Source organism: Myxococcus dinghuensis (genome assembly GCF_024198235.1).
In the GTDB taxonomy this organism is placed as follows: Bacteria; Myxococcota; Myxococcia; order Myxococcales; family Myxococcaceae; genus Myxococcus; species Myxococcus dinghuensis.
This window is the reverse complement of sequence record NZ_JAKCFB010000011.1, coordinates 178,438-202,759: the sequence shown is the minus strand read 5'-3', so window position 1 is coordinate 202,759 and position 24,322 is coordinate 178,438. Positions and strand designations below refer to the sequence as shown.

General features: G+C 71.6%; 20 protein-coding genes. 13 read left to right on the top strand and 7 right to left on the bottom strand.

Going from position 1 to position 24,322, the window contains the following annotated elements; genetic code table 11:
- Window positions 1-2: 2 nt before the first annotated feature.
- From LZ198_RS17580 to LZ198_RS17560, 5 genes are all read right to left on the bottom strand, one after another.
- Window positions 3-1,727 (bottom strand): caspase family protein, encoded by a 1,725-nt coding sequence (locus tag LZ198_RS17580; RefSeq protein ID WP_253973140.1) that lies wholly within the window; start codon window positions 1,725-1,727, stop codon window positions 3-5.
- On the bottom strand, window positions 1,724-2,473 hold the full coding sequence (locus tag LZ198_RS17575) for a hypothetical protein (protein WP_253973139.1): 750 nt from the start codon (window positions 2,471-2,473) through the stop codon (window positions 1,724-1,726). Before LZ198_RS17575 ends, LZ198_RS17580 begins: the two co-directional genes overlap by 4 nt.
- Window positions 2,470-3,162 (bottom strand): RNA polymerase sigma factor, encoded by a 693-nt coding sequence (locus LZ198_RS17570; protein WP_253973138.1) that lies wholly within the window; start codon window positions 3,160-3,162, stop codon window positions 2,470-2,472. The genes LZ198_RS17575 and LZ198_RS17570 overlap by 4 nt, the downstream gene beginning before the upstream one ends.
- Window positions 3,163-3,355: 193 nt before the next feature.
- A complete protein-coding gene (locus tag LZ198_RS17565; protein ID WP_253973137.1) occupies window positions 3,356-3,970 on the bottom strand; it encodes a hypothetical protein in 615 nt (204 codons plus the stop codon).
- 104 nt (window positions 3,971-4,074) lie between these two features.
- Window positions 4,075-6,345, bottom strand: coding sequence for a lamin tail domain-containing protein (locus tag LZ198_RS17560; RefSeq protein WP_253973136.1), 2,271 nt, complete (start codon window positions 6,343-6,345; stop codon window positions 4,075-4,077).
- A 231-nt stretch (window positions 6,346-6,576) separates the two neighbouring features.
- Here LZ198_RS17560 and LZ198_RS17555 point away from each other — a divergent pair, with 231 nt between their 5' ends.
- From LZ198_RS17555 to LZ198_RS17535, 5 genes are all read left to right on the top strand, one after another.
- Window positions 6,577-7,080 carry a transcriptional regulator gene (locus LZ198_RS17555; protein WP_253973135.1) on the top strand — a complete coding sequence of 168 codons (504 nt, stop codon included), beginning with the start codon at window positions 6,577-6,579 and terminating at the stop codon, window positions 7,078-7,080.
- A 95-nt stretch (window positions 7,081-7,175) separates the two neighbouring features.
- On the top strand, window positions 7,176-8,057 hold the full coding sequence (gene grpE, locus LZ198_RS17550) for a nucleotide exchange factor GrpE (RefSeq protein WP_253973134.1): 882 nt from the start codon (window positions 7,176-7,178) through the stop codon (window positions 8,055-8,057).
- A 5-nt stretch (window positions 8,058-8,062) separates the two neighbouring features.
- Window positions 8,063-9,886: a molecular chaperone DnaK gene (gene dnaK / locus LZ198_RS17545; protein ID WP_253973133.1), complete on the top strand. Its 1,824-nt coding sequence runs from the start codon at window positions 8,063-8,065 to the stop codon at window positions 9,884-9,886.
- Window positions 9,887-9,972: 86 nt separating this feature from the next.
- The gene (locus tag LZ198_RS17540; RefSeq protein WP_253973132.1) at window positions 9,973-10,272 is read left to right on the top strand and encodes a hypothetical protein; all 300 of its coding nucleotides are present in this window, start codon (window positions 9,973-9,975) and stop codon (window positions 10,270-10,272) included.
- A gap of 42 nt (window positions 10,273-10,314) precedes the next feature.
- Window positions 10,315-11,823 (top strand): serine/threonine-protein kinase, encoded by a 1,509-nt coding sequence (locus tag LZ198_RS17535; RefSeq protein ID WP_253973131.1) that lies wholly within the window; start codon window positions 10,315-10,317, stop codon window positions 11,821-11,823.
- A gap of 78 nt (window positions 11,824-11,901) precedes the next feature.
- Here the strand turns inward: LZ198_RS17535 and LZ198_RS17530 are convergent, their stop codons facing one another.
- Window positions 11,902-12,768 (bottom strand): YsnF/AvaK domain-containing protein, encoded by an 867-nt coding sequence (locus tag LZ198_RS17530; protein WP_253973130.1) that lies wholly within the window; start codon window positions 12,766-12,768, stop codon window positions 11,902-11,904.
- Between the two features lie 400 nt (window positions 12,769-13,168).
- On the opposite strand from LZ198_RS17530, the gene LZ198_RS17525 reads away from it, so the two are divergent.
- The 8 genes from LZ198_RS17525 to LZ198_RS17490 all read left to right on the top strand — a co-directional run bounded on the left by LZ198_RS17525 (window position 13,169) and on the right by LZ198_RS17490 (window position 22,196).
- Window positions 13,169-14,374, top strand: coding sequence for an ABC transporter substrate-binding protein (locus LZ198_RS17525; RefSeq protein WP_253973129.1), 1,206 nt, complete (start codon window positions 13,169-13,171; stop codon window positions 14,372-14,374).
- Window positions 14,375-15,295 (top strand): branched-chain amino acid ABC transporter permease, encoded by a 921-nt coding sequence (locus tag LZ198_RS17520; protein WP_253973128.1) that lies wholly within the window; start codon window positions 14,375-14,377, stop codon window positions 15,293-15,295.
- Window positions 15,295-16,359 (top strand): branched-chain amino acid ABC transporter permease, encoded by a 1,065-nt coding sequence (locus tag LZ198_RS17515; RefSeq protein ID WP_253973127.1) that lies wholly within the window; start codon window positions 15,295-15,297, stop codon window positions 16,357-16,359. Before LZ198_RS17520 ends, LZ198_RS17515 begins: the two co-directional genes overlap by 1 nt.
- Window positions 16,356-17,246 (top strand): ABC transporter ATP-binding protein, encoded by an 891-nt coding sequence (locus LZ198_RS17510; protein WP_253973126.1) that lies wholly within the window; start codon window positions 16,356-16,358, stop codon window positions 17,244-17,246. Before LZ198_RS17515 ends, LZ198_RS17510 begins: the two co-directional genes overlap by 4 nt.
- A complete protein-coding gene (locus LZ198_RS17505) occupies window positions 17,243-17,998 on the top strand; it encodes an ABC transporter ATP-binding protein (protein ID WP_253973125.1) in 756 nt (251 codons plus the stop codon). The genes LZ198_RS17510 and LZ198_RS17505 overlap by 4 nt, the downstream gene beginning before the upstream one ends.
- 256 nt (window positions 17,999-18,254) lie before the next feature.
- Entirely contained in the window at window positions 18,255-18,992 is a 738-nt protein-coding gene (locus LZ198_RS17500) for a hypothetical protein (protein ID WP_253973124.1), read from the top strand.
- A gap of 162 nt (window positions 18,993-19,154) precedes the next feature.
- A complete protein-coding gene (locus LZ198_RS17495; protein WP_253973123.1) occupies window positions 19,155-21,368 on the top strand; it encodes a WD40/YVTN/BNR-like repeat-containing protein in 2,214 nt (737 codons plus the stop codon).
- A gap of 60 nt (window positions 21,369-21,428) precedes the next feature.
- Entirely contained in the window at window positions 21,429-22,196 is a 768-nt protein-coding gene (locus LZ198_RS17490) for a methyltransferase domain-containing protein (RefSeq protein ID WP_253973122.1), read from the top strand.
- 12 nt (window positions 22,197-22,208) lie between these two features.
- Here LZ198_RS17490 and LZ198_RS17485 read toward each other — a convergent pair whose 3' ends face one another.
- Window positions 22,209-24,260 (bottom strand): putative metal-binding motif-containing protein, encoded by a 2,052-nt coding sequence (locus LZ198_RS17485; protein WP_253973121.1) that lies wholly within the window; start codon window positions 24,258-24,260, stop codon window positions 22,209-22,211.
- Window positions 24,261-24,322: the final 62 nt, after the last annotated feature.

Here is a 24,322-nt window from a genome sequence, read left to right as displayed (position 1 = left end):
CGTCAGCGCCAGAACGCCAGCTCGAAGCCGAACATCCGGTTCCAGTAATCGTCGCCATCCAGGGTGACGCGGTCCGACGCCACGGTGGCGGCGAGCCGCAGGCGCACTCCCAGCAGTCGCCCCGCCACACCCGCGGCCGCGTGGGTCGTCAGCACGGTGGGGTCCGCCATGTTCGCCCCGTTCGCCGCCACGCCCAGCAGGCCCCAGCCCACGCCCACCTCCGCGAACAGCGGCGTGTCCACGATGTCCTGGGTGCCCAGCAGGCCCTGCACCGTCGCGCGGTGCATCCGGATGCCGTCGAGCGACACGGGCATGACGGAGTAGGTGGCGCGCGCGCCGTAGTACAGCGGGAGCCGCGCGACCTCGCCGCCGCGCCAGGACAGGCTCAGCCCCGTGGAGAGGCGCCCCATGCCGAGCGGCGCGTGGTGCCCCACGAGGCCCACCTCCCACGAGGGGCTGGGGGTGGGGCGGGCCAGCCGGAAGGGCTGGGGGCCGCCGGGGGTCGGCGGGAAGGCGCGCGACACGTCCACGGACACCAGGCCGGCGACGGCCACGTACTGGTCGTAGAAGTCCTTGTCCAGGGGCACGGCGAACAGGCCCCGGCGCAGCGCCTCCTCCGCGGGGCCGCGCTCCTGGAGCTCTCGCGGAGCCATGCTGGGCGCGCCGCTGCTCAGCTCCGCCAGCTTGACGCGCGCCTCGGTGGTGGGCGTGCGGACCCAGTACTCCTCGCGCTCGGGCAGGCGCAGCAGCACGTACTGGTCCTCCGCGCGCCGCACGTCCGCCAGCCGCCGGCCGTCCGCGTCCTCCACGGACACGCGCGAGTGCCCGAAGCCGGACGTCAGCGTGAGGCTGGGCCCGGCGGGCGCGGGGCCCACCAGGGGGCGCCTGGGGGCGCGGGTGGGGGCGAAGGCCTGGACGGCCAGTCGCGCCGGCAGCCCCTGGACGCCCTGGAGCGACGCGGAGACGAAGGCCCCCAGCTCGCTGTACTCCACCTTCCCGTCGCCGTTGATGTCCGCCGCGCCCAGCAGGCCCGAGCGCGCCACGTGGCTGAAGACGCCCGCGCGGATGCGCGACCACTCGTGCGTCTCGCCGTCCTCGCTCTCCGCGAAGATGGCGCCCACGGAGGGGCGCGTGGCGAGCTGTTCGCGCGCGAGCATGCCCCGCAGCTCCGCGAGCACCGCCGCGTCCGCCGCGCCGCCGCGGCGGCCCACCACGCCGGAGGCGCGGCACGCGTCCACGATGAGGTGCACGTAGTCCGCGCCGAGCGGATCGACCACGTCCGCGTAGAGGCTCGCCTTGTCCAGCCGGCCCCCGGCCAGGGTGAAGTAGGCGCGTCCGGCCTCGTCCGTGTTGCCGTGGCCCACGTAGACGATGAGCACGTCCGTCTCGCGCCCCAGCTCGTCGTCCGCCAGGCTGGCGGCGCGCAGGCGGGCCACCTCGCGCTTCACCTCGTCCGGCGTGGGCGGACGTGCCCCCGCGAGCACCGGCCGCTGGCTGGCGCGCGTGGCCTCGTCCGGATCCACCAGCAGCGTCGTCTCCACGCCCAGCCGCTGGAGCGTCTCCGCCCACAGGACCCCGTCGTCGTCCGCGAAGCGCAGCGACGGCAGGGACGGGTCGTCGCTCCCATTGTGGGCAATCACGAGGGCACGGCGCACCAGCGCATCCGCCGAGGCGTCGCGCGCTGCGAAGAGCGCGGCGAACCCGAGGAGCACTCCCAATCTGTTCATGGGCCTTCCTCTACCCTCACTGACTGCTCGAGCACCACGGCCTCCCCCTCTTCGTCCCCACGCACGGCCGCCAGCGCCGCGGACGGGCTGCTGGCGAAGGCCGCGGTCACCTTCGCCTCACCCGCGTGCTCCGGCAGCGGCACGGTCAGCTCCAGCGGCGCCTCCTTCCCGGGGGGCCCCGCCAACGCGAAGGGGCCGGCGAGGACCTCCGGCCGGTCCGCGTCGCGGACACGCACGACGACATGGGTGTAGGGCGCGTTGCCCCCCGCCGCGAAGGCCATCATCGCCCCGGCCGGACACGCCTCGCCCGCGTGCAGCTCGCGCAGGGGCAGGCCCGGGGCGGCGCAGAAGACGCGCAGCGCCACGCCCGGGGGCGGCGTCCCCACGCCTCGCGAGCGGAACTCGTCGGAGGACAGCCGCGGCACCAGCACCACCGCGAGGAGGACGGCGGCCAGCACGCCTCCCAACGCCGCCAGCGAGGTCAGGGCGGAGGGCGCCCGCGCGGGCACGGCCGCCGCGAGCGCCGCGGACAGGCCGGCCTCCGTCAGGGCGAGGCGCTCCATGGAGGAGGGCGCGTCGAGCGAGCCCTCCAACGCGCGGTGCGCCCGGACCCAGCGCTCGTAGAGGGGGCCACAGCGGTGGCAGACATGGGCATGGCGCAGCAGTCGCGCGGACTGGTCCGGGGTCAGCGTCCCCAGCGACCACCGCGTCAGGCTGCCGTCGATGTGTCTTTCGTACCACCTCATGATGGCGCGCTCCGCAGGAAGCACAGCGCCAGGGTGGCCAGCATCACCCCCAGCACCAGGCCTCCGGCCTCGGCGGCCGTCTCCAGCCAGCCCGAGGACCTCAGGTGTTCGGCGAACTGCGTGCGCAGCCTCCGCTCGCGCACGCGGACCTCCCCCCGCGTCAGGCGGAGCCGCTCGGCCGCGGTCTCCTGGGACAGACCTTCGATGAAACGCAGGTGCGCCAGCGCGCGGCCCTCCTCCGGGAGCGCGTCCAGGAAGCGGCGCACCAGCGTGCGCACCTCCGCGCCCAGCGCCTCCTCCTCCGGACTGCGCCCCTCGTTGGGCAGGCGGCCCAGCTCCGGCGCCTCTTCCAGGGAGATGGCCTCGCGCGCCACCCGGCCGGAGGCCCGCATCAGGTCGATGGCCGTCGAGCGCGCCACCGTCAGCAGGAAGCCGAGGTAGGGGCGCACCCCGTCGTAGGCCTGGCGCATGTGGGGCCGGAAGGCGCGCACGAAGGTCTCCTGGTGCGCGGCGTCCAGGTCCAGCGCGGACAGCGCCACCGTGCGCCCCGCCGCGTCCGTGCCCACGGAGAAGCGCCGGGACAGGTAGCGGAGCACCTCGGGTGAGTACGCGCGGTACACCGCGGTCAGGACGGCCGCGTCTCCGCGCCGGAACGCCTCCATGACGGAGCGGTCATCGCCTGGCAGCACGCTCTCTACCCCACGCGGGTCGACGGAAAGGCCCCATGCCCCGCCGTCCGGCACGTTCGAGCCGGATACGCAACGGGCCCATTTTCTCGGTCGTCCCGTGGCGGAAAGGGAAGTCGAATCTCACCGGGAGGGCCGGAAACGCCTGTCGTGACGGGGAATTGGCGCGTCACGTCGGGTTCCCGGCCCCGGTGGTTCAGGCGGCGGCGGGCAGGGGCCAGGTGGGGTTCACCCGGGCCCAGGCCGCGCGCAGCCGGTGGAGGAGGGCGGTGCGGCGCGGCTCGTCCAGGTCCAGCGCCTGGGCGGGGACGCGCTCCCACCACCCCAGGTTGACGAGCACGGCGTCCGGCAGGTCCCGCACGAGGGCCTGGAGGGGGAGGTCCGCGTCGCGTCCGTCCTCGCCGGTCGACACCTCCTCCATCAAGGCCGGCAGCGTGTCGAAGCCCTCGAAGTCGGGCCCGTACCAGACCTCCGTGAAGCGGACGGGGCCCACCAGGCGCGCGTTGAAGTCCGCCAGCTCCCCGGCGGGAATCCACAGCTCCTGGTGCTGGCGGCCCCCCACCGTGCGCACGGGGTGGCGCGCGACGTGGGCGGCCTCCACGTCGAAGACGGTGACGAACCCCACGTGGCCGCTCCCCGCGTCCCTCGTGTTCCAGTCCCGGGCAATCTGGCGCGCGTAGTCCGCGTTCAGCACCGGGTAGAAGAAGGGCTGCTCCGGCAGCCGGGGAGGGAAGCCCGCGCAGCCGCTGGCCACGATGAGCCTCGCCTCCTCCAGGCCCACCGGGCGGTACAGGGTGAGCGTCTCCACCATGGCGTCCTCCTCGCGCGAAGCGGCCGGCGCCCGGAGGGGAACTCCTCCGGGGCCGGCAGGACCGGCCAGACGCGGGGCCCCCGAGCCCCTGACGCGGCAACGTCTCAGAAGGCGCTGCCGTCGACGCGCGTGCCGGGAGACGAGGGGTTGGTGGACATCGTCGTGTGGGCCACCCAGTTCCCCACGGCGTTGCCGTCCGGGTTGCGGTTGAAGGACGTGCCCTGGGTGGTGCTGCCGTACGAGGCGCTGTCCGCCACCGAGTCGTCCGCGCGCAGCAGGTAGACGCCGTCGTTGGCGCGGTTGAAGCGCAGGCCGTCCGGGCTGCTGGCGGACGAGGCGTTGGGCATGCCCACGGGCACCGCCGCCGCGCCGGAGAACACCGTGTAGACCTTGCCCGGTTGGAGCGTCGTCCCCTGGGGGAAGACGTGCCGGGGGGGCTTCGCGCCGCTCTTGGACTCGTCGTCGTGCAGCTTCCAGTTGCTCAGGTCCACCACGGTGCCGGAGGCGTTGAGGATCTCCACGAACATCTTGTCGTAGTCCGGCGTGGTGCTGCCCGCCGGAGGGAAGGGCTGGGGCAGGTACTCGTTGATGAACACCGTGGACGTCCCGCCCTTCAACTGGAACACGCCGTCGCTGGTGTCCGTCACGGTGGGGCGCGCCGTGTCGGTGATGCGCACGCGCGCCTGCGTGCTGACCTCGGAGGGCACCGTCCAGGGGTAGCGCCCGGACGCGGCGGACGTGGAGGCGGTGATGGGCTGCCACGTCACCCCGTCGTCCGTCGAGTACTCCAGCTTGACGGTGGTGACGTCCGTGGCCGCCCAGGTGATGTCGAAGGCGGCGCCCGCGGTGAGCGCCTCTCCGCCGTTGGGCGCGGTGAGCCGCAGCGGCCCCGACGACACCTGGCCGAAGTCATAGCGGCTGACGATGGGGTAGTGGTCCGACGTGGTGGAGCTGTAGCTGGTGATGGACGGACGAATCACCTCCGCCGAGTTGGCCACGTAGGCGTCGAACATCTCGTTGGAGGCCAGTTGGTGGTCGATGAAGGTGTTGCGGCCCACCGTGGAGCCCACGTTGGCCAACGACAGCGCCTGGGTGATGTAGGTGTAGCGGGCGGTGTCGTTGACGATGGGGCGGAAGGGGGTGTCGTACTTCGCGCCCGTCGACGGGTTGGTCGTCGTGGACTGGTCCACGTCGTCGTTCCAGTCGCCCACCACCATCACCCGCTGCGTGGGCAGGTTCGCGTCCAGGTAGGCCTTGAGCAACTGGCCCTCCTGCACGCGCTGCTCGAAGTCCGGGGTGGTGGCCTGCGCCTTGAGGTGGACCACGATGAGCGTCAGGTCCACCTTGGCCGTGCCCCGGGTGATGCGCAGGTCCACGCGCAGGGGCGGGCGGCCGGCGAACTCGGAGTTGTACTCGGACAGGATGACCTGGGCGCTCAGCACCTGGACGATGTTGGACTTGAAGAGTACGCCCAGCTTCTGCTCGTTGGTGGAGTAGTACGCGCTGCCGAGCGTCACCCGGCTGTCGTTGGCCAGGAAGCCGTCGTACCCGGGGAGCTGCGCCTTGAGCGTGTTGAACTGGTCGGTGTTGACGACCTCCGCCAGGCCCCAGATGTCCTTGTTCGCGCTCAGCAGGACCGCCGTCACGTTCTCCAACTGCTTCGCGTCGTCCGCCGGGCCCTCCACCGGGTCGCCGAACCACTCGATGTTCCAGTTGCCCACCGACAGCGGGAAGGTGGTGGAGGGCCCCGAGTCGGGCGTGCCCGTGTTCGGCTTCACCTCCAGCGAGTAGCGGCCCTCGACCCGCACGCCGCTGGCGTCCTCCACCCGCACGGTGAAGGTCTGGGTGCCGGCCACCTCCGCGACTCCGGCCACCTCGCCGTCCTGGGAGAGCGCCAGCCCGGAGGGCAGCGCCCCGTCCGCCAGGGAGAAGGTCAGCGGCGGCCGGCCCCCGGTGACGCCGAAGGTGTGCGTGTAGCCGTTGCCCACCGCGCCGGCGGGAGGCGCCTGGGGGGCGAGCACCGGCGCCGGCCACACCTTCAGGCTGTACGTCCGCGTGTCCCGGCTGTTCTCCACGTCCCGGACGTCCACCGTGACGGAGAACTCGCCGGACGCGCTGGCGGGGCCCACCAGCCGCCCCTCGGAGGGATAGAAGGAGAAGCCCGGGGGCACCTCGCCCTGGATGCCGTAGCGCAGGGGGGCGGTGCCGCCGGTGGCCCCAAGCCGCGTCTCATAGGTCGCGCCCACCGTGGTGTCGGTGAGCGAGGCGTCGGTGGGGAGGCGCGGGCCTCCGCCCGGGGACTCGTGGTTGCTGCCGGAACAGGCGCTCCAGAGGACCAGGACGGCGAGGGTCGCGGTCAGGCGGACGAGGTTCATGGTTCGAGGACTCCCTCGGGTGCCCGCGTGGCGGGACCCGGAAGTGCAACACTCTAGACACATTCGTGTCCCACATGGAGCCGTCCCGTTGACATCCCCGCACGGGCCGCGCTCGTGGCGGGCACACCCGCCGGCGCTGGAACCGCAATCAGCGGGGGGCCCGGCCGTGACATATTGCGTGGACCACGGAGCCCGGGGGGCTCTGCGCCACCCGACGAGAGGACACGCGCAATGGCCGAGAAGTGGGACAAGCAGCTCATGGAGTTCCTGAAGCGCACCGGGGACGAGCTCAAGCGGACGACCGACGACCTCCGCGGCGAGGCCCAGCGTCTGCTCAAGGAGGTGAAGGACCCGGAGAAGCAGGCCAAGGTGAAGGAGGGCCTGGAGCAACTGCGCACCTGGGCGGCCAGCACCACCAAGGTGGCGGCGGAGAAGATCGAACAGGCCGCCCAGCAGGTGGAGAGCGCCGTGGAGCGCGCCTTCAAGTCGAACCCCGGAGCGGAGGGCTCCGCCAGCGAGGAGGCCCCCTCCAGCAAGGCCTCCTCGAACGAGCGCGCCGCGCCCAAGGCCGAGGCCCCTCGCGCCGCCAAGAAGGCCGGCACCAAGTCCATCGGCCGCAAGAAGGCCGCCGCCAAGAGCGCCGCCTCCGGTTCCGGCAAGCGGGCGGCGAAGAAGGCCGCCGCGCCCAAGAAGTCGCTCGGCCGGGCTCCGCGCAAGCCCACCGCGGGAACGTGAAGTTCCGTTCCTCCTGAACCTGGCGTGTCCACACGCCGGGTCTGGGTTCCGCCAGTCGTTCCAGAGAGTTGGAACGGTGTGAAGTGCGTGAGATAGTGAGCACCGTGGCCGGCGCAAGTGAGAAGGACAGCATCCAGGCGGAAATCGGGCAGGACGTCATCGACGCGGCGGTTCGCAGCGTCGAGCGTCGCATGGAGGAAGAGGACGAGGTGACCGTCATCGAGGTGGAAGCCTCCGGGTCCCCGTCCTCCTCCGACGAGGGCGTCGCCGTCTCGACGGAGGACCCCGCGCCCGTCGCGGCGGCCACCGCCGACGAGGTGGCCGCGTTGCGCCAGGAGGTCGAGGCGCTCAAGGCCCAGGTCGAGTTCAGCCAGGCCAAGGGTCGCGAGACCCTGGAGCGGCTGCGCGACGCGCACGAGCGCGCGAAGGAGGCGCAGGAGCGCATGGTCCGCGCCGCCGCCGACCTGGAGAACTACCGCAAGCGCGCGCAGAAGGAGAAGGAGGAGGTCCAGCGCTTCGGTTCGGAGAAGCTGCTCAAGGACCTGCTCCCGGTGCTGGACAACCTGGACCGCGCGCTCGAGGCGGCCACCAAGGCCCCCGACCTGGACAGCTTCCAGAAGGGCGTGGCCATGACGCGCAAGTCCTTCGAGGACGCGCTCGGCCGCCACGGGGTGAAGTCCTTCAGCGCCAAGGGCCAGCCTTTCGACCCGCGCATGCACGAGGCCATCCAGCAGGTGGAGACGGCGGACACGCCCCCAGGCCACGTGGCCTACGAGGTGGTGCGCGGCTTCTTCCTCAACGACCGGCTGGTGCGCCCCGCCATGGTCGTCGTCGCGCGCGCCCCCGCGGAGAGCGCGCCCGTCGAGGCAACTTCCAGTCCGCCCCAGCCCGAGGCGCCGACCCCGTCGGCCGAAGGTGAGCCGCGGGCCGAGGCGACCGAGCAGTCCGATAGCAGCACGTCCGGGGGGAGTCAGTAAGCGTCATGGCCAAGGTGATTGGAATCGACCTCGGAACGACCAACTCGTGCGTCGCCGTCATGGAAGGCGGCGAGCCGGTGGTCATCCCCAACAGCGAGGGCAGCCGCACCACGCCCTCCATGGTGGGCTTCACCGACTCCGGTGAGCGGCTGGTGGGCCAGATTGCCAAGCGGCAGGCCATCACCAACCCGGAGAACACCGTCTTCGCGGTGAAGCGGCTCATCGGCCGCAAGTTCGACTCGCCGGAGGCGAAGAAGGCCATCGGCGTCAGCTCGTTCCGGGTGGCCGCCAGCCCCAACGGCGACGCGTGGGTGGAGATCCGCGGCAAGGGCCACAGCCCGCCGGAGGTCTCCGCCATCGTGCTGATGAAGATGAAGCAGACGGCGGAGGACTACCTCGGAGAGCCCGTCACCGAGGCGGTCATCACCGTCCCCGCGTACTTCAACGACAGCCAGCGCCAGGCCACCAAGGACGCGGGCCGCATCGCCGGCCTCAACGTCCTGCGCATCATCAACGAGCCCACGGCGGCGGCGCTGGCGTACGGCCTGGACAAGGTGAAGGACGGCGGCACGGAGCGCGTGGCCGTCTACGACCTGGGCGGCGGCACGTTCGATATCTCCATCCTGGAGCTGACCGCCGGCGTGTTCGAGGTCAAGAGCACCAACGGCGACACGTTCCTGGGCGGCGAGGACTTCGACCAGCGCCTCATCGACTACCTGGCCAAGCGCTTCGCCGAGCAGAACAACGGCCTGGACCTGCGCAAGGACCGCATGGCGCTGCAGCGCCTGAAGGAGGCCGCCGAGCGCGCCAAGCACGAGCTGTCCAGCGCGCCGGAGACGGAGGTGAACCTGCCGTTCATCACCGCGGATGCCTCCGGGCCCAAGCACCTGACGGAGACGGTGGACCGCGCCACGTTCGAGGCGCTGGTGTCCGACCTGGTCGACCGCACCATCGAGCCCTGCAAGATCGCCCTCAAGGACGCGGGCATCACCGCGCAGCACGTCAACCAGGTGCTCCTGGTGGGCGGCATGACGCGCATGCCGCGCGTGCAGCAGAAGGTGAAGGAGTTCTTCGGCAAGGAGCCGCACAAGGGCATCAACCCGGACGAGGTCGTCGCCGTGGGCGCGGCCATCCAGGGTGGCGTGCTCAAGGGCGAGGTGAAGGACGTCCTCCTCCTGGACGTGACGCCCCTGTCGCTGGGCGTGGAGACGGCCGGCGGCGTCTTCACGAAGATCATCGACAAGAACACCACCATCCCCTGCAAGAAGAGCCAGGTGTTCTCCACGGCGGTGGACAACCAGCCGCTGGTGAGCGTGCACGTGCTCCAGGGCGAGCGTGAGATGGCGGCGGACAACAAGACGCTCGCGCGCTTCGAACTGGTGGGCATCCCCCCGGCGCCGCGCGGCGTGCCCCAGATCGAGGTGTCGTTCGACATCGACGCCAACGGCATCGTCCACGTCAGCGCCAAGGACCTGGGCACCGGCAAGGTGCAGCAGGTGCGCGTGGTGAGCAACTCCGGCCTGTCGGAGGCGGAGATCCAGGCGATGATCTCCGACGCGCAGTCGCACGCCTCCGACGACAAGAAGAAGAAGGAGCTGGCGGAGCTGCGCAACAACGCGGACGGCCTCATCTACACGACGGAGAAGAGCCTGGAGGAGTACGCCAGCCTCCTGTCGGAGAAGGACCGCGAGGAGATCAAGGCGGACCTGGAGCGGCTCAAGGGCCTGCTCAACACCTCCGACGCCGTCGCCCTCAAGGAGGCCTTCCAGCGGCTGGAGGGCAGCGCCTACCGCATCGCGGACGCCATCTACACCGGCCAGGCGAGCTAGCCCGGGCCAAAGCCTCGGGAGGGGATTGCAATCACGCGCGTGCCCGCGCGTAGTGAGCGCATCCCCCATTCGTTCCGAGGTACCTCGTGGCTCCAGTCGAAGGCATCGTCGTGGTCCTGGTCGTGGCCATGGTCGCGGGCATCCCCCTGTTGGGCCTGACGCTGCGCTTCTCGCTCAAGCCCGCGCTGGAGGCCTTCATCCGCCTGCGCGAGGCGCAGCTCGGCGCCAACCCGGAGGTGTCCCAGCTGCGCGACCGCGTGGCGCACCTGGAGCACATGCTGGAGGTCCACGGCCTGCTGGACGCCCGCTCCCCCCGCTCCCTCCCCGCGAGCACCGAGCGCTCCATCGGTTCGAGTGTTGGATTGAAGGACCGCGAGCGCGTCTAGCGGTTTGTCCTGTCTTCCAGGGAAGGCGTGCCACGAGGTTGAATGCGCCTCGTGGAATTCCCCTCCCTTGAAGCCGAAGTCGCGTTCCTGCGCGGACTGGTGTCCGTCCACCGGATGTCGGACGACATCCTCGAGGACTGCCTTTCGCGCGGGCTGACGCTGGACGCGGGGCTGGACGTCTTCCTCACGCAGTGCGCGCGCATGGTGCACGCGCCGGCGGGCTTCGTGTCGCTGCGAGGCACGCGGGGGCCGGTGCTCACGCGGGTGCTGGGGGAGCTGGGGGTGGACGTCTTCCAGGCGGCGCACTGGACGGGGCCCCGTCCCCTCAAGGACGGGCGGACGCTGTTCTGCACGCAGCTGACGCTGGGCCGGCTGACGCTGGGCGGGCTGGGGCTGGTGCTGGAGGGGCCGTTCCCGGACGGCGGCGAGCTGGTGATGAAGCTGGTGGAGGCCATCGGCGAGCAGCTCGACACGGCGGTGCTGAGCTTCCTGGCGCTCACGGACGGGCAGGGCGCGGTGGAGCGGCTGGACGAGCTGGCCATGGACGACACGCTGTCGCCCAGAGGCCGCATCGGCCGCTACGAGGTGGTGACGCCCCTGGGCACCGGCGGCATGGCGCAGGTGCTGGTGGCGCGGGCGCGCGGGCCGGAGGGGCTGGGCCGGCTGGTGGCGCTCAAGCGCATCCTCCCGCACCTGTCCGCGGACCGGGCCGTCGTCGAGCAGTTCCTGGACGAGGCGCGCATCGGCCTGAGGCTGTCGCACCCCAACCTGGTGCACGTGTACGACTTCGGCGAATCCCAGGGGTCGTACTTCATCGCCATGGAGCTGGTGCGGGGCGTGGACCTGGACCGGTTGCTGCGCTCGCTCAAGCGGCCGCTGACGCCCCCGGAGGCGGTGGCGGTGGTGTCCCAGGCGCTGCAGGGGCTGCACGCGGCGCACCTGCTCGTGGGGGAGGACGGCGCGTCGATGAACCTGGTCCACCGCGACCTGTCCCCGCACAACCTCATGGTGGGCTTCGACGGTCGGGTGAAGGTGCTCGACTTCGGGGTGGCCAAGGCGCGGGCGCAGCGCGCGGTGACGCTGCCGGGCATCGTGAAGGGCAAGCCGCTCTACATGTCGCCGGAGCAGGCGCGGGGGCAGCGGCTGGACTCGCGCAGCGACCTGTTCGCCATGGGCCTCATCCTCTACGAGGCCCTCACCGGGCGGCGCGCCTTCGACCGGGGCGAGGAGGTGGCGTCCATGCACGCCATCTGCCTGGACCGGCTGTCCCGGCCGGACCCCATCCCCCCGGCGCTGTGGGAGGTGCTGGAGATGGCGCTCTCCAAGAACCCCCAGGAGCGCTACGCCACCGCGCGGGAGATGGCGGAGCGGCTGGTGGAGGTCTGCGCGCCCTCGAAGGAGCCGGACCTGTCCCGCCTCGTCTCCCGGCAGTTCCCGGACCGCATGAAGGAGTTCAACCGCCTGGACCTCACGGCCGCCGCGCGGCCGGGCGTGGGCGACCTGGAGACGGAGAAGCGGCGCCCCGCGCTCCAGCGCAAGGAGGCCCGCTAGCGTCGCCCCGGCGCGGGGCCACCGGCGCACCCCGTGGCGCCGGGCCCCGCCTGCCGGTCCAGGACGTGGGCCTGGACTTCAGGAGCGGCGCAGGTCCGGGTCGTCGGACGTGGCGTTGAGGGTGCGCGGGGAGTCGATGTCGCCCTCGGTGCGGATGTCCACGTTCTCGTGGCGCACCCGCTCGGAGACGGCGCGCTCCTCCTCGACGATGTCCTTGTGGATGACGACCTCCTCGTCCAGCACCGAGCGCTTGCTGACCTCCACCTCCTCCCCGCGCAGCGGGACGACGATGGTCTCCTCCTTGAAGGCGGCGCTCACCGCTGGCCGGTCGGACGTCACCGCGCGGCGCTCCACGCGCACCCGCTCGTGGCGCAGCGGTACCTTGATGACCTCCTCCTCCTCGACGACGTCCTTGTGCACGCGCACCTCGCCCGCCTGCTTCTCGTGCTTGTCCACCTGGAGCTTCTCGCGGTGCACGGGGATGGTCATGTCCTCGGCGGCCTGGCGCAGGTCCGAGCCCAGGCGGGTGTCGGTGCGCCGCTCCGTGCCCAGGAGCGTGTCGGGCTCCGCGCGGTAGTCCGCCGGCGTGTCCACCCGGGCGGTGGTCACGCGCGTCTCCGTGGTCTCCAGGGGCGTGACGGTGGCGCGCCGCTCGGTCTCCACGGCCGTCAGCCGCCCCGCGCCCGCGCCCGCGGCGCCCACGGCGGTGCCCTCGTCGCGTTCGGACTCGGAGACCTGCTGGAGCGCGTCCTTGCCCCGGTTGAGGATGACCTCTCCGTTGCGGATGTCGCTCACCTCCGAGAACGCGACCCGGTAGTCCTTGGGGAAGAACAGGCCCCGCTCGATGTGGAACGCGCCGTCGCCGATGGCGAAGACCTTGCCGAGCTTCTCGTTGTCGTTGCTGCGGACGACCATTCCCTCGTTGATGTCTGTGCGCTGGAACATGGCTGGCTCCTCCTCCTGGATGGATGGAGCGAGCGGGGCACCGGGGGTGGCCAGGGCGCCGCCATGGGTCGCCTGGGCCGAGCGCCCGATGTCTCCAGGCTCCATCAAGCGGAAGGTGGGAGCGGGTCCGGGGATGAACAGTGCCCTGGCAACACCCGGGCGTGGGGCTCGGCTCCGTGGCTGCCCCTCACCCCGAGGTCGCCTGCCCTGGCGCGGGCGGGAGGCGGGGCGGGCGCCCCCACGCCGTGCCCGCCGGAGCCCGGCAGACAGGCCCCATAACGCACCGCACGGGGCGTACGGGGTTGAGGGCCTGACTGGCAGCGCGCTTGACCCATGGAGAGGGCTCCCCTAGAAAACCGGGGCTTTGTCGTAACGGTCCCCCCCAGGAGGAACGCCCCGAATGCGACGACTTGCCCCGATGCTCCTCGCCGCGCTCGCCATCATGGCGGCCGCTTGCGAGAAGAAGACGCAGCCCGCTCCATCCGGTGAGGGAGGCACTCAGTCCCCGGGGCAGTCCTCGAACACGGGCGCGACGCCGCCCCCCGCCGCGGACACCATCCTGCTCGGCCAGGTGGGCGCGCTCTCCGGGGGCCAGGCCACCTTCGGCATCTCCCAGCGCAACGGCATCGAGCTGGCCATCAAGGAGGCCAACGCCGCCGGTGGGGTGAACGGCAAGAAGCTGGCCATCCGCGTCTACGACAACCAGAGCAAGCCCGAGGAGGCCGCGCAGGCCGTCACGCGCCTCATCACCCAGGACAAGGTGGTGCTCATCCTCGGCGACGTGGCGTCCAGCAACTCGCTGGCCATGGCGGACAAGGCGCAGGCGGCGGGCGTGCCCATGATCACCCCGTCCTCCACCAACGTCACCGTCACGCAGAAGGGTGACTACATCTTCCGCGTCTGCTTCATCGACCCGTTCCAGGGCTACGTGATGGCGAAGTTCGCCCGCGACGACCTGAAGCTCAAGCAGGTGGCGGTGCTCACGGACAACAAGAGCGCGTACTCCATCGACCTGGCGAACGTGTTCAAGCAGAAGTTCACGGAGATGGGCGGCAAGCTCGTCGCCGAGCAGAGCTACAGCCAGGGCGACACGGACTACCGCGCGCAGCTCACCGCCATCAAGAAGGCGCAGCCGGACGGCATCTACGTGCCGGGCTACTACAGCGAGGTGGGCGTCATCGCCCGCCAGGCGCGCGAGGTGGGCCTGAAGGTCCCGCTGATGGGCGGCGACGGCTGGGACTCCGCGACGCTCTTCGAGCTGGGCGGCAGCGCGGTGGAGGGCAACTACTTCTCCAACCACTACTCGCCGGACAACCCGGACCCTCGCACGCAGAAGTTCATCGCGGACTACAAGGCCGAGTACAAGAGCGTGCCGGACGCGCTCGCGGCGCTGGGGTACGACGCGGCGCGCGTGGCCATCGAGGCGCTCAAGCGCTCCAAGGACCTGACGGGCCCGTCCGTGCGCGACGCCATCGCGCAGACCAAGGACTTCCCGGGCGTGGCGGGCACCATCACGCTGGACGACAAGCGCAACGCGGTGAAGTCCGCCGTCATCCTGAAGGTCGCGGATGGCAAGACGCAGTACGTGACGACCATCAATCCCTAAATGGCGCAGCTCCTCCAGCACCTCATCAACGGTCTGGCCTCCGGCACCATCTACGCGCTCGTCGCGCTCGGCTACACGATGGTGTACGGCGTCCTGAAGCTCATCAACTTCGCCCACGGCGACGTCATGATGGTCGGCGTCTACATGGGCTACGCGACGGCGTTCGCGCTGGGCCGCGAGGCGCGCGCCTCGCTCCTGGGCGTCGCCGTCGTGTTCGCGGTGGCCATGCTCGGCTGCGCGCTGTTCGGCTTCCTCATCGAACGCTTCGCGTACCGGCCGCTGCGCGAGAAGCCCCGCCTGACGGCGCTCATCACCGCCATCGGCATCTCGTTCGCGCTCTCCTACGGGTTCCAGCTCGACATCGGCTTCCTGCCCGGCGCCTCCCCGCGCGCGTTCCCCGAAATCATCACCCCCACCGAGTGGCTCATCATCGGCGACCGCGACGTGGTGGTGTGGAACTGGCAGGTCATCAGCCTGCTCATCGCGGTGGGGCTGATGGTGGGCCTGCAGTACCTGGTGTTCGGCACGCGCTTCGGCCGGGCGATGCGCGCGGTGTCCTGGGACCACCGCGTGGCGGCGCTGATGGGCATCCCCACCGACCGCGTCATCGCGCTGACCTTCATGCTCAGCAGCGCGCTGGCGGCGGGCGCGGGCCTGCTCTACGCCATCAAGGACACGTCGGTGAGCCCGCTGATGGGCCTGTACGTGGGCCTCAAGGCCTTCGTGGCCGCGGTGATTGGCGGCATCGGGCACGTGCCGGGCGCCGTGGTGGGCGCGCTGGTGCTGGGCCTGGTGGAGGAGTTCGTGGTGGGCTACGCGGCGAGCACCTGGCGTGACGCGGTGGCCTTCGGCTTCCTCATCCTGGTGTTGCTGGTGAAGCCGGGTGGCCTCTTCGGTCGCGTGGCCGCGGAGAAGGTCTGATGCAGACGCCCGCGCTCCCCGTCCCCGAGTCCCGGCCCCTGGTGCCGCCGTCGCTGCGCGGCGTGGCGCCGGTGGTCGTCGCGCTGCCCGTGCTCGCGCTGTTCCAGTGGCTGCTGGGCGGCGCGGACTTCGCCAGCTACCTGCTGTCGGTGATGGGGGTGAACATCATCCTCGCCGTCAGCCTCAACGTCGTGAACGGCATGACGGGGCAGTTCTCCATCGGCCACGCGGGCTTCATGGCGGTGGGGGCGTACATCTCCGGCGTCCTGTCGCTGCAGCTCAAGGAGGTGGCGCTGTCGTTCCTGCCGGTGGCCGCCAGCGACCAGGTGCTGTTCATGCTGTCCCTGCTGGTGGGCGGCGCGGCGGCGGCGGCGTGTGGCTTCCTGGTGGGCCTGCCCTCGCTGCGGCTGCGCGGGGACTACCTGGCCATCGTCACGCTGGGCTTCGGCGAAATCATCCGCGTGGTGGTGCAGAACACGGACTCCTTCGGGCGCGCGCTGGGCCTGTCGGGCATCCCCCAGGCCTCGTCGCCCGCCATGGTGTACTTCTGGGTCTTCCTGGTCGTGCTGGCGGCGCGGCGGCTCGCGGGCTCCAGCCACGGCCGCAGCCTGTGGGCCATCCGCGAGGACGAGGTGGCCGCGGAGGCCATGGGCGTGGACACCACGGGCTACAAGGTCCGCGCGTTCGTCTTCTCGTCGTTCTTCGCGGGCATCGCCGGCGGCCTGTTCGCGCACTTCGTGCCCATCATCAACCCGGGCTCCTTCACCTTCGTGCGGTCGATGGAGATCGTCGTGATGGTGGTGCTGGGCGGGCTGGGCTCCACCACGGGCGCCATCGTCGCGGCCATCTTCCTGACGCTCCTGCCGGAGGGCATGCGGTCGCTGTTCTCCGCGCTGGGCACCGAGGGCAGCCTGGCGCAGCGGGTGGATCAAATCCGCATGCCCATCTACGGCGTGCTGCTGGTGGTGCTGATGCTGGCGCGTCCGCAGGGGCTGTTCGGTTCGAAGGAGCTGTGGGACGTGTTGCCGCGCTGGCTGCCTCGCAAGCGCAGGGGGCTGGCGTGAGCGCGGACATCCAGGCGGTCGCGGCGAAGGACGGGGCCTCCCCCGCGCTGCTGCACGCGGACGGGGTGGGCATCCAGTTCGGCGGCCTCAAGGCGCTGACGGACTTCCGCCTCTCCATCCACGAAGGTGACCTGCAGGGCCTCATCGGTCCCAACGGCGCGGGCAAGTCCACCGCCTTCAACGTGCTGACCGGCGTGTACCAGCCCACCCAGGGCCAGGTGCGCGTGCGCGGCGCGCAGGTCAACGGACGCAAGCCGCATCAAATCAACCTGATGGGCGTGGCGCGCACCTTCCAGAACATCCGCTTGTTCCGCGCGCTGACCGCGCTGGACAACGTGAAGGTGGCCTGCCGCGCGCAGACGGGCCTGCACCAGATGAGCACGGGCCTGGGCGCGAAGTTCGCGGCCGCGCGCCACAACTACGCGGACTGGTGGAAGGCGCTGCTGCTCACCCCGGGCTTCCAGCGGGAAGAGAAGCGGCTGACCGAGCAGGCCGAGCACCTCCTGGAGGTGATGGGCCTGTCGCACCGCCGCGACGAGGAGGCGCGCAACCTGCCCTACGGTGAGCAGCGCCGGTTGGAGATCGCCCGCGCGCTGGGCACCCAGCCCCGCGTGCTGCTCCTGGACGAGCCCGCCGCGGGCATGAACACGCGCGAGAAGGCGGACCTGATGGTGCTCATCCGCAAGCTGCGCGACGACTTCAAGCTGGGCGTGCTCGTCATCGAGCACGACATGAAGCTGGTCATGGGCATCTGCGAGCACATCACCGTGCTGGACCACGGCGAGACGATTGCCCGCGGCGCGCCCGCGCAGGTCCGCGGCGACCGGAAGGTCATCGAGGCGTACCTGGGCGACAGCTACCTGGAGAGCCACGGAGGCGCGGCGTGAGCGAGGCGCAGGTGAAGACGCTGGGTGAGCGCCGTGCGTTCGAGCCGCTCCTGACGGTGGACGGCATCAAGGTCCACTACGGCGCCATCCAGGCCCTCAGGGGTGTGTCCCTCACGGTGGGCAAGGGCGAGATGGTGGCCCTCATCGGCGCCAACGGGGCGGGCAAGACGAGCACCCTGCGCGCGGTGAGCGGCATGCTCAAGGCGAGCGCCGGGCGCATCACCTTCTCCGGGCAGGACACCACCGCCCTCAAGGCGCACCAGCTCGTGCCCCGCGGCATGGCCCACGCGCCGGAGGGCCGCGGCATCTTCCCCAACCTCTCCGTGCTGGAGAACCTGGAGCTGGGCGCCTACCTGCGCAAGGACACCGCGCAGGTGCGCGCGGACCTGGAGAAGAACTTCGGCCTGTTCCCCGTGCTCAAGGAGCGCCGCTCGCAGATGGCGGGCACGCTGTCCGGCGGCGAGCAGCAGATGCTCGCCATCGCCCGCGCGCTGCTCAGCCGTCCCCAGCTGCTCCTGCTGGACGAGCCCTCCCTGGGGCTGGCGCCGCAGGTGACGGAGACCATCTTCCGCACCCTGCGCGAGGTGAACGCCACCGGCGTGAGCGTGCTGCTCGTCGAGCAGAACGCGCACCTGGCGCTCAACGCCGCGCACTACGGCTACGTGCTGGAGACGGGCGAGGTGGTGATGGCGGGCGCGGGCAAGGCGCTGCTGGAGAGCGCCGAGGTGCGCCGGGCCTACCTGGGCGAGTAGTCTGCCCTCCAACCCTGGGATGTCCGTCCGGGGCCGATTTTCAGGCCTCGGGCGCGTTCCATCCGTCGTTCCGCGGACGCTCCCTGGGTCCAGGGACACCTGGAAACTGGCGGCACGTCCAATCTCGGGTAGTCAGAAGTCGAGCAGTTCGTCTAGCGTCATCCGACGCACCGCGTTCAACGCCCCAACCTTTCTACCAGGAAGCGCGCCCATGCCTTCGTTGTCCCGCCTCCTCGCTTCGATTGCGACCCTTTCCTTGCTTGCCCTCGCTTGCGCCGGCCAGCAGAAGACCGGCAGTGGCTCCAACGCGGAGGCCTCCTCCACCGTCGAGGAGCTGCCGAACGAGGGCGGCGAGGGGGGCGAGCATGCCGCCGCGCCCGCGTCCCAGTTCGTCCCGGTGAGCGCGGAGGAGGGCTTCTCGGTGAAGATGCCGGGCCAGCCGCAGGTGCAGCGGCAGAAGGTCAACATCCCGGCCGGTGAGGTCTCCACCGCGGCGTACTCGCTCCAGACGCCCGAGGGCGTCATCTACTCCGTGAGCATCGCCGACTATCCGGAGAAGGTCGTCGCCAGCCGCCCCGCGGAGGCGTTCCTCAACGAGGGCCGCGACGGTCTCACCAACCAGCTCAAGGGCACCGTCAGCAACGAGCAGGAGCTCACGCTGGATGGCTACCCCGGCAAGTCCTACACGGTGTCCTCGCCCAACGGCGAGGTGCGCGCGCGCAACTACCTGGTCGGTCCGCGCCTCTACACCATGCTCGTGCTCTTCAACCCGAGCATCGGCGCCCCGGGCGCCGAGGAGTTCCTCGGGTCGCTCCAGCTGGTCAACCCGCCGCCCCCGGTCCAGCGCGCGGGCACGCCCGCCGCCGCCGCCGATGCGGGCACCGCCGAGGACGCGGGCACGCCCGCCGCCGCGAGCGTGACGGATGCCGACGCCGGCACGCCTCCGGCCGACGCGGGCACCGCCGCCCCGGCCAAGCGCCGCCGCGCGAAGTAGTCCCCGCCTGGTTCCGGGGGCGCGCCTCCTGACGGAGTGTGCACCCCTGGGCAGGTGTTGCGTCCATCCCTGACACCTCTGGGTTCCATGTGTCACGGGGTGGTTCCCCTCGCTGCTCCGTCGCCCTAGCTTCCCTCTCGGTCGTGAAGGGGGAGGGGACGCATGACGGGGCTGGCTGGGGCCCTGCTCGCCGCGGTGCTCGCGGCGGGTGGGTCGGCGCTGGTTCCGGTGAGCGGGGGCAACGCCCTGACGCTCCCGGCGCAGCGCCACATCATCCGAATCGAGACGGGAAGCACGGCGGCGCCGACGTGGCTGGTGGCCATCCAGCACGGAGGCGTCAACGGCCTGGGCCTGGTGCTGTACCGCTCCGAGGACGGTCTGCGCACCGTGCGCCGCGTGGGCGACATCCAGCCGGACGCCACGCACACGGACCGGGCGGAGCTGCTCGCGGTGGGCCGGGACGTGGCCCTCGTCTACTCCTACGAGGGGCCGCAGCTCGCGCCCTCCAGCCGCCACGACGTCTGGTTCCAGTGGTGGCGCTACCAGGTGGACAAGGACACGTGGCTGCCCCAGCCGGCGGTGCGGGTGCTGGACGCGGCGGACGACACCACCGGCTACTCGCGGGCGCTGCTGGCGCGCGACTCACTGGGGCGCTTCTGGGTGCAGGCCTTCCGGGTGGACCCGGACGGGGGCTCCACCGCGTTCGTGGCGGTGTCCCTCAACGGCGGCGTGAGCTTCGGCAACCGCATGTCGCTGGGGCGGGTGAAGCGCCGGGGCGGAGGCCGCCTGCTGAGCGTGGGGACGAAGCTCGTCTTCCTCTACGCCATGCATGACGGGTACGAGCCCACGCGCATGCGCGTGCGCGACGACGACGAGCCGGTGGAGAGCTGGAGCGTGGTGCGCGACGCCTTCCCGGACGGCATCTACCACGGCGCCGCGCTGAGCGCGGTGGAGGACGGCCGGGGCGGCATGCACCTGGTCTACAAGGACGAGCAGGAGCGGCTCTACCACCGGCGCTTCGACGGGACGTCCTTCGGGCCGCGCACGCTGGTGGAGAGCGAATCCGACTGGGCGACCCAGCCGGCCATCACCCGCATCGGCGACGCGCTCTACATCTTCTACAACCGCCTGCGTGTCCTCAACACGCACTACGAGCTGCGCGCGCGGGTGCTCGCGCCGGACGGCGTCCTGGGCGCGCCGGTGACGTTGGATGGGGACGTCACCTTCAAGGGCTACCTCAACGCCGTGGACGTGCTGCCCGCGGGGGTGGAGGAGGTGCCCTGTCTCCATGGCGAGTCGCCGGACGCGGGGACGCGCGGCACGGTGTCCCGGGTGGCGCTGCCGCTCGGACCCACGGAGCCCTCCGGTCCCCTGCGGCTGGAGGTGGTCCGCACCAACACCACCCACGAGCTGCTCGCGGTGGACGCGGACGGCACGCTGTATGGGCTCGTCGCGGGAGGGGACCGCACCCGGTTGATGGCCAGCACGAACGGCGGGGTGGGCTTCACCGCGCGCGGCGTGGCGGGGGCCTTCCGTACGTTGGTGGTGATGCCGGACCGGACGCTGATGGCGGTGGTGAGCCGCTCGGGCGGCTACTTCCTGGCGCGCTCGACGGACCATGGCGTCGGCTGGGAGGAGGTGCTGTCGCTGGGGACCTACCGGGCTCTCGGCCCCCGGAGCTTCGCGGTGCTGGGGAGCACGTGGTTCTTCCTCGAGTACCAGACGGCCAGCTCGGCGTCGGTGCCGGTGCGGCTGTGGGCGAGCACGAACCAGGGCGCGACCTGGGCGGCGCGCTCCACGCTGACGGCGCACCGCAACGGCTCCGCCCTCTTCGCGGACGCGCGGACGGGCGCGCTGTGGGCGAGCTTCGGAGGCACCGGCGCCCAGGCGGCGGTGCTGCGCTCCACGGACGGCGGCCGGACGTGGACGACGAGGCTCCAGGGCTACGGCGCCAACGGGGTCGCGGGCGTGGTGGGGGAGGACGGCTCGCTGCTGTTCGGACAGTCCACCCTGTTCGAACCCGAGCACCCCAGGCTGCTGCGGCTGGGCGCGGACGGCGGCGTGGGCGCGGTGTTCGAGCTGCCCGGACCGGCGTACTCGGTGGCGGCGGTGCCCGGGGGTTGGGTGGCGGGCACGGCCTGGGTGAACGCGGGGGACGTCTTCGCGTCCGGCGACGTGGCCGCGCACGTGTTCACCAGCGTGGACGGGGCGACGTGGCACGAGGCGCTGCGCCACGAGCGGTCGAGCGGCGCGGAGATGACCCGCGCGGACGCGTGGGGCGTGCTGCCCTCCGGAGAGCTGGTGCTGCGCGTGGAGGGGGCCGCCGGCTTCGGGACGGGGGGCGTGGGCTTCCAGGTGCTGCGAATCGAGCGGTGAGGCGCCAGGTGCGTTACATCCGCCGGGGACGCGGCCCCGGGACGCCGCGAGGAGGCCGCCATGTGGGACCCATCGCAGTACTCGCGCTTCCGTGACGAGCGCAAGCGCCCCTTCTTCGAGCTGCTCGGGCGGGTGGAGGCGGAGGCCCCCGCGCACGTCGCGGACCTGGGCTGCGGGACGGGGGACCTGACGCGCGTGCTGGTGGAGCGCTGGCCCGGGGCGCGCGTGTATGGCGTGGACGCGTCCGTGGAGATGGTGGAGGAGGCGCGGCGGCGTCCGGTGCCGGAGGCGCTGCGCTTCGAGGTGGGGGACCTGGCCGCGTGGGCGCCGCCCGCGCCGCTCGACGTGCTGGTGTCGAACGCGGCGCTGCACTGGCTGCCGGACCACGAGGCGCTGTTGAAGCACCTGTCGGAGAAGCTGTCCGCGCGAGGCGTGCTGGCCTTCCAGGTGCCGGCCAACTTCGACGCGCCCTCGCACCGGCTGGTGGACGAGGTGCGGGCGCTGCCGCGCTTCGCGCCCGCGCTGGCCACGCCGCGCAAGGGACGCGCCTCGCCGCTGGCGACGTACGAGTCCTGGCTGGCGGCGCTGGGCTTCGCGGTGGACGCGTGGGACACGACGTACCTTCACCTGTTGCCGGGCGAGGACGCGGTGCTCCAGTGGCTGTCGGGCACGACGCTGCGCCCGGTGCTGGCGGCGCTCGGGGCGGAGGCGGGCCGGGACTTCGTGGAGACGCTCCGGCCCCTGCTGCGCCAGGCGTACCCGGCGCACGCGCGGGGCACGCCCTTCCTCTTCACCCGCCGCTTCGTGGTGGCGCGGCGGGGCGGCTGACGGCGGGCGCCGTCACGGCCACGCCGGCCAGCGGACGATGCGCCCGTCGTTGCCGACGGCGAAGAGGTCGTCCGGCCCGGTGCCGGTGATGTCGTTGAGCCGGCGGCCGCCGCCCATCGTGTGGACGGTGGCCCAGCTGGTGCCGTCGTACCGGTAGATGTGGCCGTTGACGCAGGTGGCGTACGCGGAGCCCGCGCCGAAGGCGATGACCGACGTCAGCTCGTGGGTGGAGGGCGCGACCACGCGGCTCCACTGGGCGCCGTTCCAGCGGACCACGGAGCCGTTGCGCCCCACCGCGAAGGCCACCTTCGGGCTCGCGACCCAGACTGCGTTGAGGCGGTTGAGGTTGGAGACCTGGGTCTCCACGCTCTCGGAGTTCCACTTCCCGTCTCCCGGGCTGTACCGGTAGATGCGGCCCGAATCCCCGTTCGTGCCGCCCGCGAGGAACACGGTGTCCTGGTTGATGCCGTGGATGTCGTAGACGGGGCTGGGGGCGTTGTTCGGCGCGGAGTAGGTCGGCGGCGTGGCGGTGCCGCTCCAGGTGAAGGCGGCGCCCTCGTTGGCGGCGCTGCTCTGGCTCGCGCCGTAGAAGAGGAGGGTGCCGTTGGTCCGGATGCCGACCATGCCGTAGATGAAGATGTTGTCGTCGTGGACCTGGGTGCACTGGGTGTCGCCCGTGTCCTGATACGCCTTCTTGCCACCGTCGGAACCGAACCACGCGCGGCCACTGGCGGAGGGGTCGGACCAGCTCGCGTACCAGTTGGTGTTGCTCGCGCCGCAGTTGGTGTTCGTATAGACGGTGAAGTTGTTGTTGCTGGGAATCAGGCGCGCGCGGCGGTTGGCCTCACCCCCTGCCCACACGCCTCCCTTCGTCCACGTGGTGACGGTGCGCCAGTGCCGGTCGCCTCCGCTGGAGACGGTCTTCTCGACCCAGCCGGGCGCGGCGCCGCTCGGGCACACCGCGTTGTCGTTGGCGCTGCCGTCGCAGTTGTTGTCCACGCCGTCGCACAGCTCCGGAGCGCCGGGGTAGGTGGCGGGGTTGCCGTCGTTGCAGTCTCCGGACTGGCTGACGTAACCCTCCGGTCGCGTGCAGGACTGCACCGCGCCGCTGTTGCCGCCGAAGCCGTCGCCGTCCTCGTCCGGGTACCACATGGGGACGGTGCTCGACGGCACGCAGACGAGGTCCGTCTTGGCCGCGTTGCACGCGAACGTGCCGGGGCACTGGGAGTCGAACGTGGTGCAGGCGGCGTCCAGGTTGGGGAAGTCCTCGTCCAGCCTGCCGTCGCAGTTGGTGTCCACGCGGTCGCAGAACTCGGGGGCGCCGGGGTGGATGGCGGCGTTGAAGTCGTCGCAGTCGTCCGGGAGGCCCTGCGTGTACTTGGCGGGGACCCCGTTGCAGAAGACCTCCGCGATGGACTCCTTCAGGCCGTGGCCGTCCTCGTCGTTGTCCGGGTAGGCGAGCAGCGCGCTCGGGCTGTCGCAGTAGGCCTTCCCGTCATCGCCGCAGCGCCGCTCGCCCGAGCAGCCGGCCGTCACCGTACACGCCTGCCCCAGGTCGAAGGCCTGCACGTCGTCCACGCCGTCGCAGTTGTCGTCCTGCCCGTTGCAGCGCTCCTCCGCGCCGGGGTGGATGGCCGCGTTGCCGTCCGCGCAGTCGGTGCCGCCTTCCTGGGCGGAGACGTAGCCGTCCTGGTCCGCGTCGCGCGCCTCCAGGGACAGGGAGATGGGGGTGATTTCGTCGTTCTTCACCGTCACGCGGGTGGTGGGCGCGCCCACCGGCTTCCCTTCGCACGTCTGCTCGAAGAGTCGCGCGGTGACGTCCAGCGTGTCGCCCCAGCCCAGCGGGGGAATCACCGCCACGACGACGCTGCCGCCGGAGAAGTCACCCTTGCCCTCCAGGGTGTTGGACACCTCCTTCTCGCTGGCCACGTCGCGCGCCACGACCTGGATGCAGCCGGGCTTGAAGCCCTGGTAGCTCACCGTGAGCCTCGCCGCGCCCTGGGTGACGTCCTTCTTGCAATGGGCCAGCGCCAGGAGGGGCAGTATCCACAGGAGGCGTCGCATGGCGCGAATCCTACCCGGCCCGCGAGGGTCCGCTCACCTTCCTGGCGTCGGGGTCCGCCGTC

Excerpts from the sequence above, each read along its gene's own strand:
- LZ198_RS17490 (WP_253973122.1), top strand. The coding sequence starts at position 21,429 with ATGTGGGACCCATCGCAGTACTCGCGCTTCCGTGACGAGCGCAAGCGC.
- LZ198_RS17565 (WP_253973137.1), bottom strand. The coding sequence starts at position 3,970 with ATGGTGGAGACGCTCACCCTGTACCGCCCGGTGGGCCTGGAGGAGGCG.
- LZ198_RS17575 (WP_253973139.1), bottom strand. The coding sequence starts at position 2,473 with ATGAGGTGGTACGAAAGACACATCGACGGCAGCCTGACGCGGTGGTCG.
- LZ198_RS17515 (WP_253973127.1), top strand. The coding sequence starts at position 15,295 with ATGCAGACGCCCGCGCTCCCCGTCCCCGAGTCCCGGCCCCTGGTGCCG.
- LZ198_RS17485 (WP_253973121.1), bottom strand. The coding sequence starts at position 24,260 with ATGCGACGCCTCCTGTGGATACTGCCCCTCCTGGCGCTGGCCCATTGC.
- LZ198_RS17520 (WP_253973128.1), top strand. The coding sequence starts at position 14,375 with ATGGCGCAGCTCCTCCAGCACCTCATCAACGGTCTGGCCTCCGGCACC.
- LZ198_RS17580 (WP_253973140.1), bottom strand. The coding sequence starts at position 1,727 with ATGAACAGATTGGGAGTGCTCCTCGGGTTCGCCGCGCTCTTCGCAGCG.
- LZ198_RS17560 (WP_253973136.1), bottom strand. The coding sequence starts at position 6,345 with ATGAACCTCGTCCGCCTGACCGCGACCCTCGCCGTCCTGGTCCTCTGG.
- LZ198_RS17535 (WP_253973131.1), top strand. The coding sequence starts at position 10,315 with ATGCGCCTCGTGGAATTCCCCTCCCTTGAAGCCGAAGTCGCGTTCCTG.
- dnaK (WP_253973133.1), top strand. The coding sequence starts at position 8,063 with ATGGCCAAGGTGATTGGAATCGACCTCGGAACGACCAACTCGTGCGTC.
- LZ198_RS17525 (WP_253973129.1), top strand. The coding sequence starts at position 13,169 with ATGCGACGACTTGCCCCGATGCTCCTCGCCGCGCTCGCCATCATGGCG.
- LZ198_RS17530 (WP_253973130.1), bottom strand. The coding sequence starts at position 12,768 with ATGTTCCAGCGCACAGACATCAACGAGGGAATGGTCGTCCGCAGCAAC.
- LZ198_RS17555 (WP_253973135.1), top strand. The coding sequence starts at position 6,577 with ATGGCCGAGAAGTGGGACAAGCAGCTCATGGAGTTCCTGAAGCGCACC.
- LZ198_RS17495 (WP_253973123.1), top strand. The coding sequence starts at position 19,155 with ATGACGGGGCTGGCTGGGGCCCTGCTCGCCGCGGTGCTCGCGGCGGGT.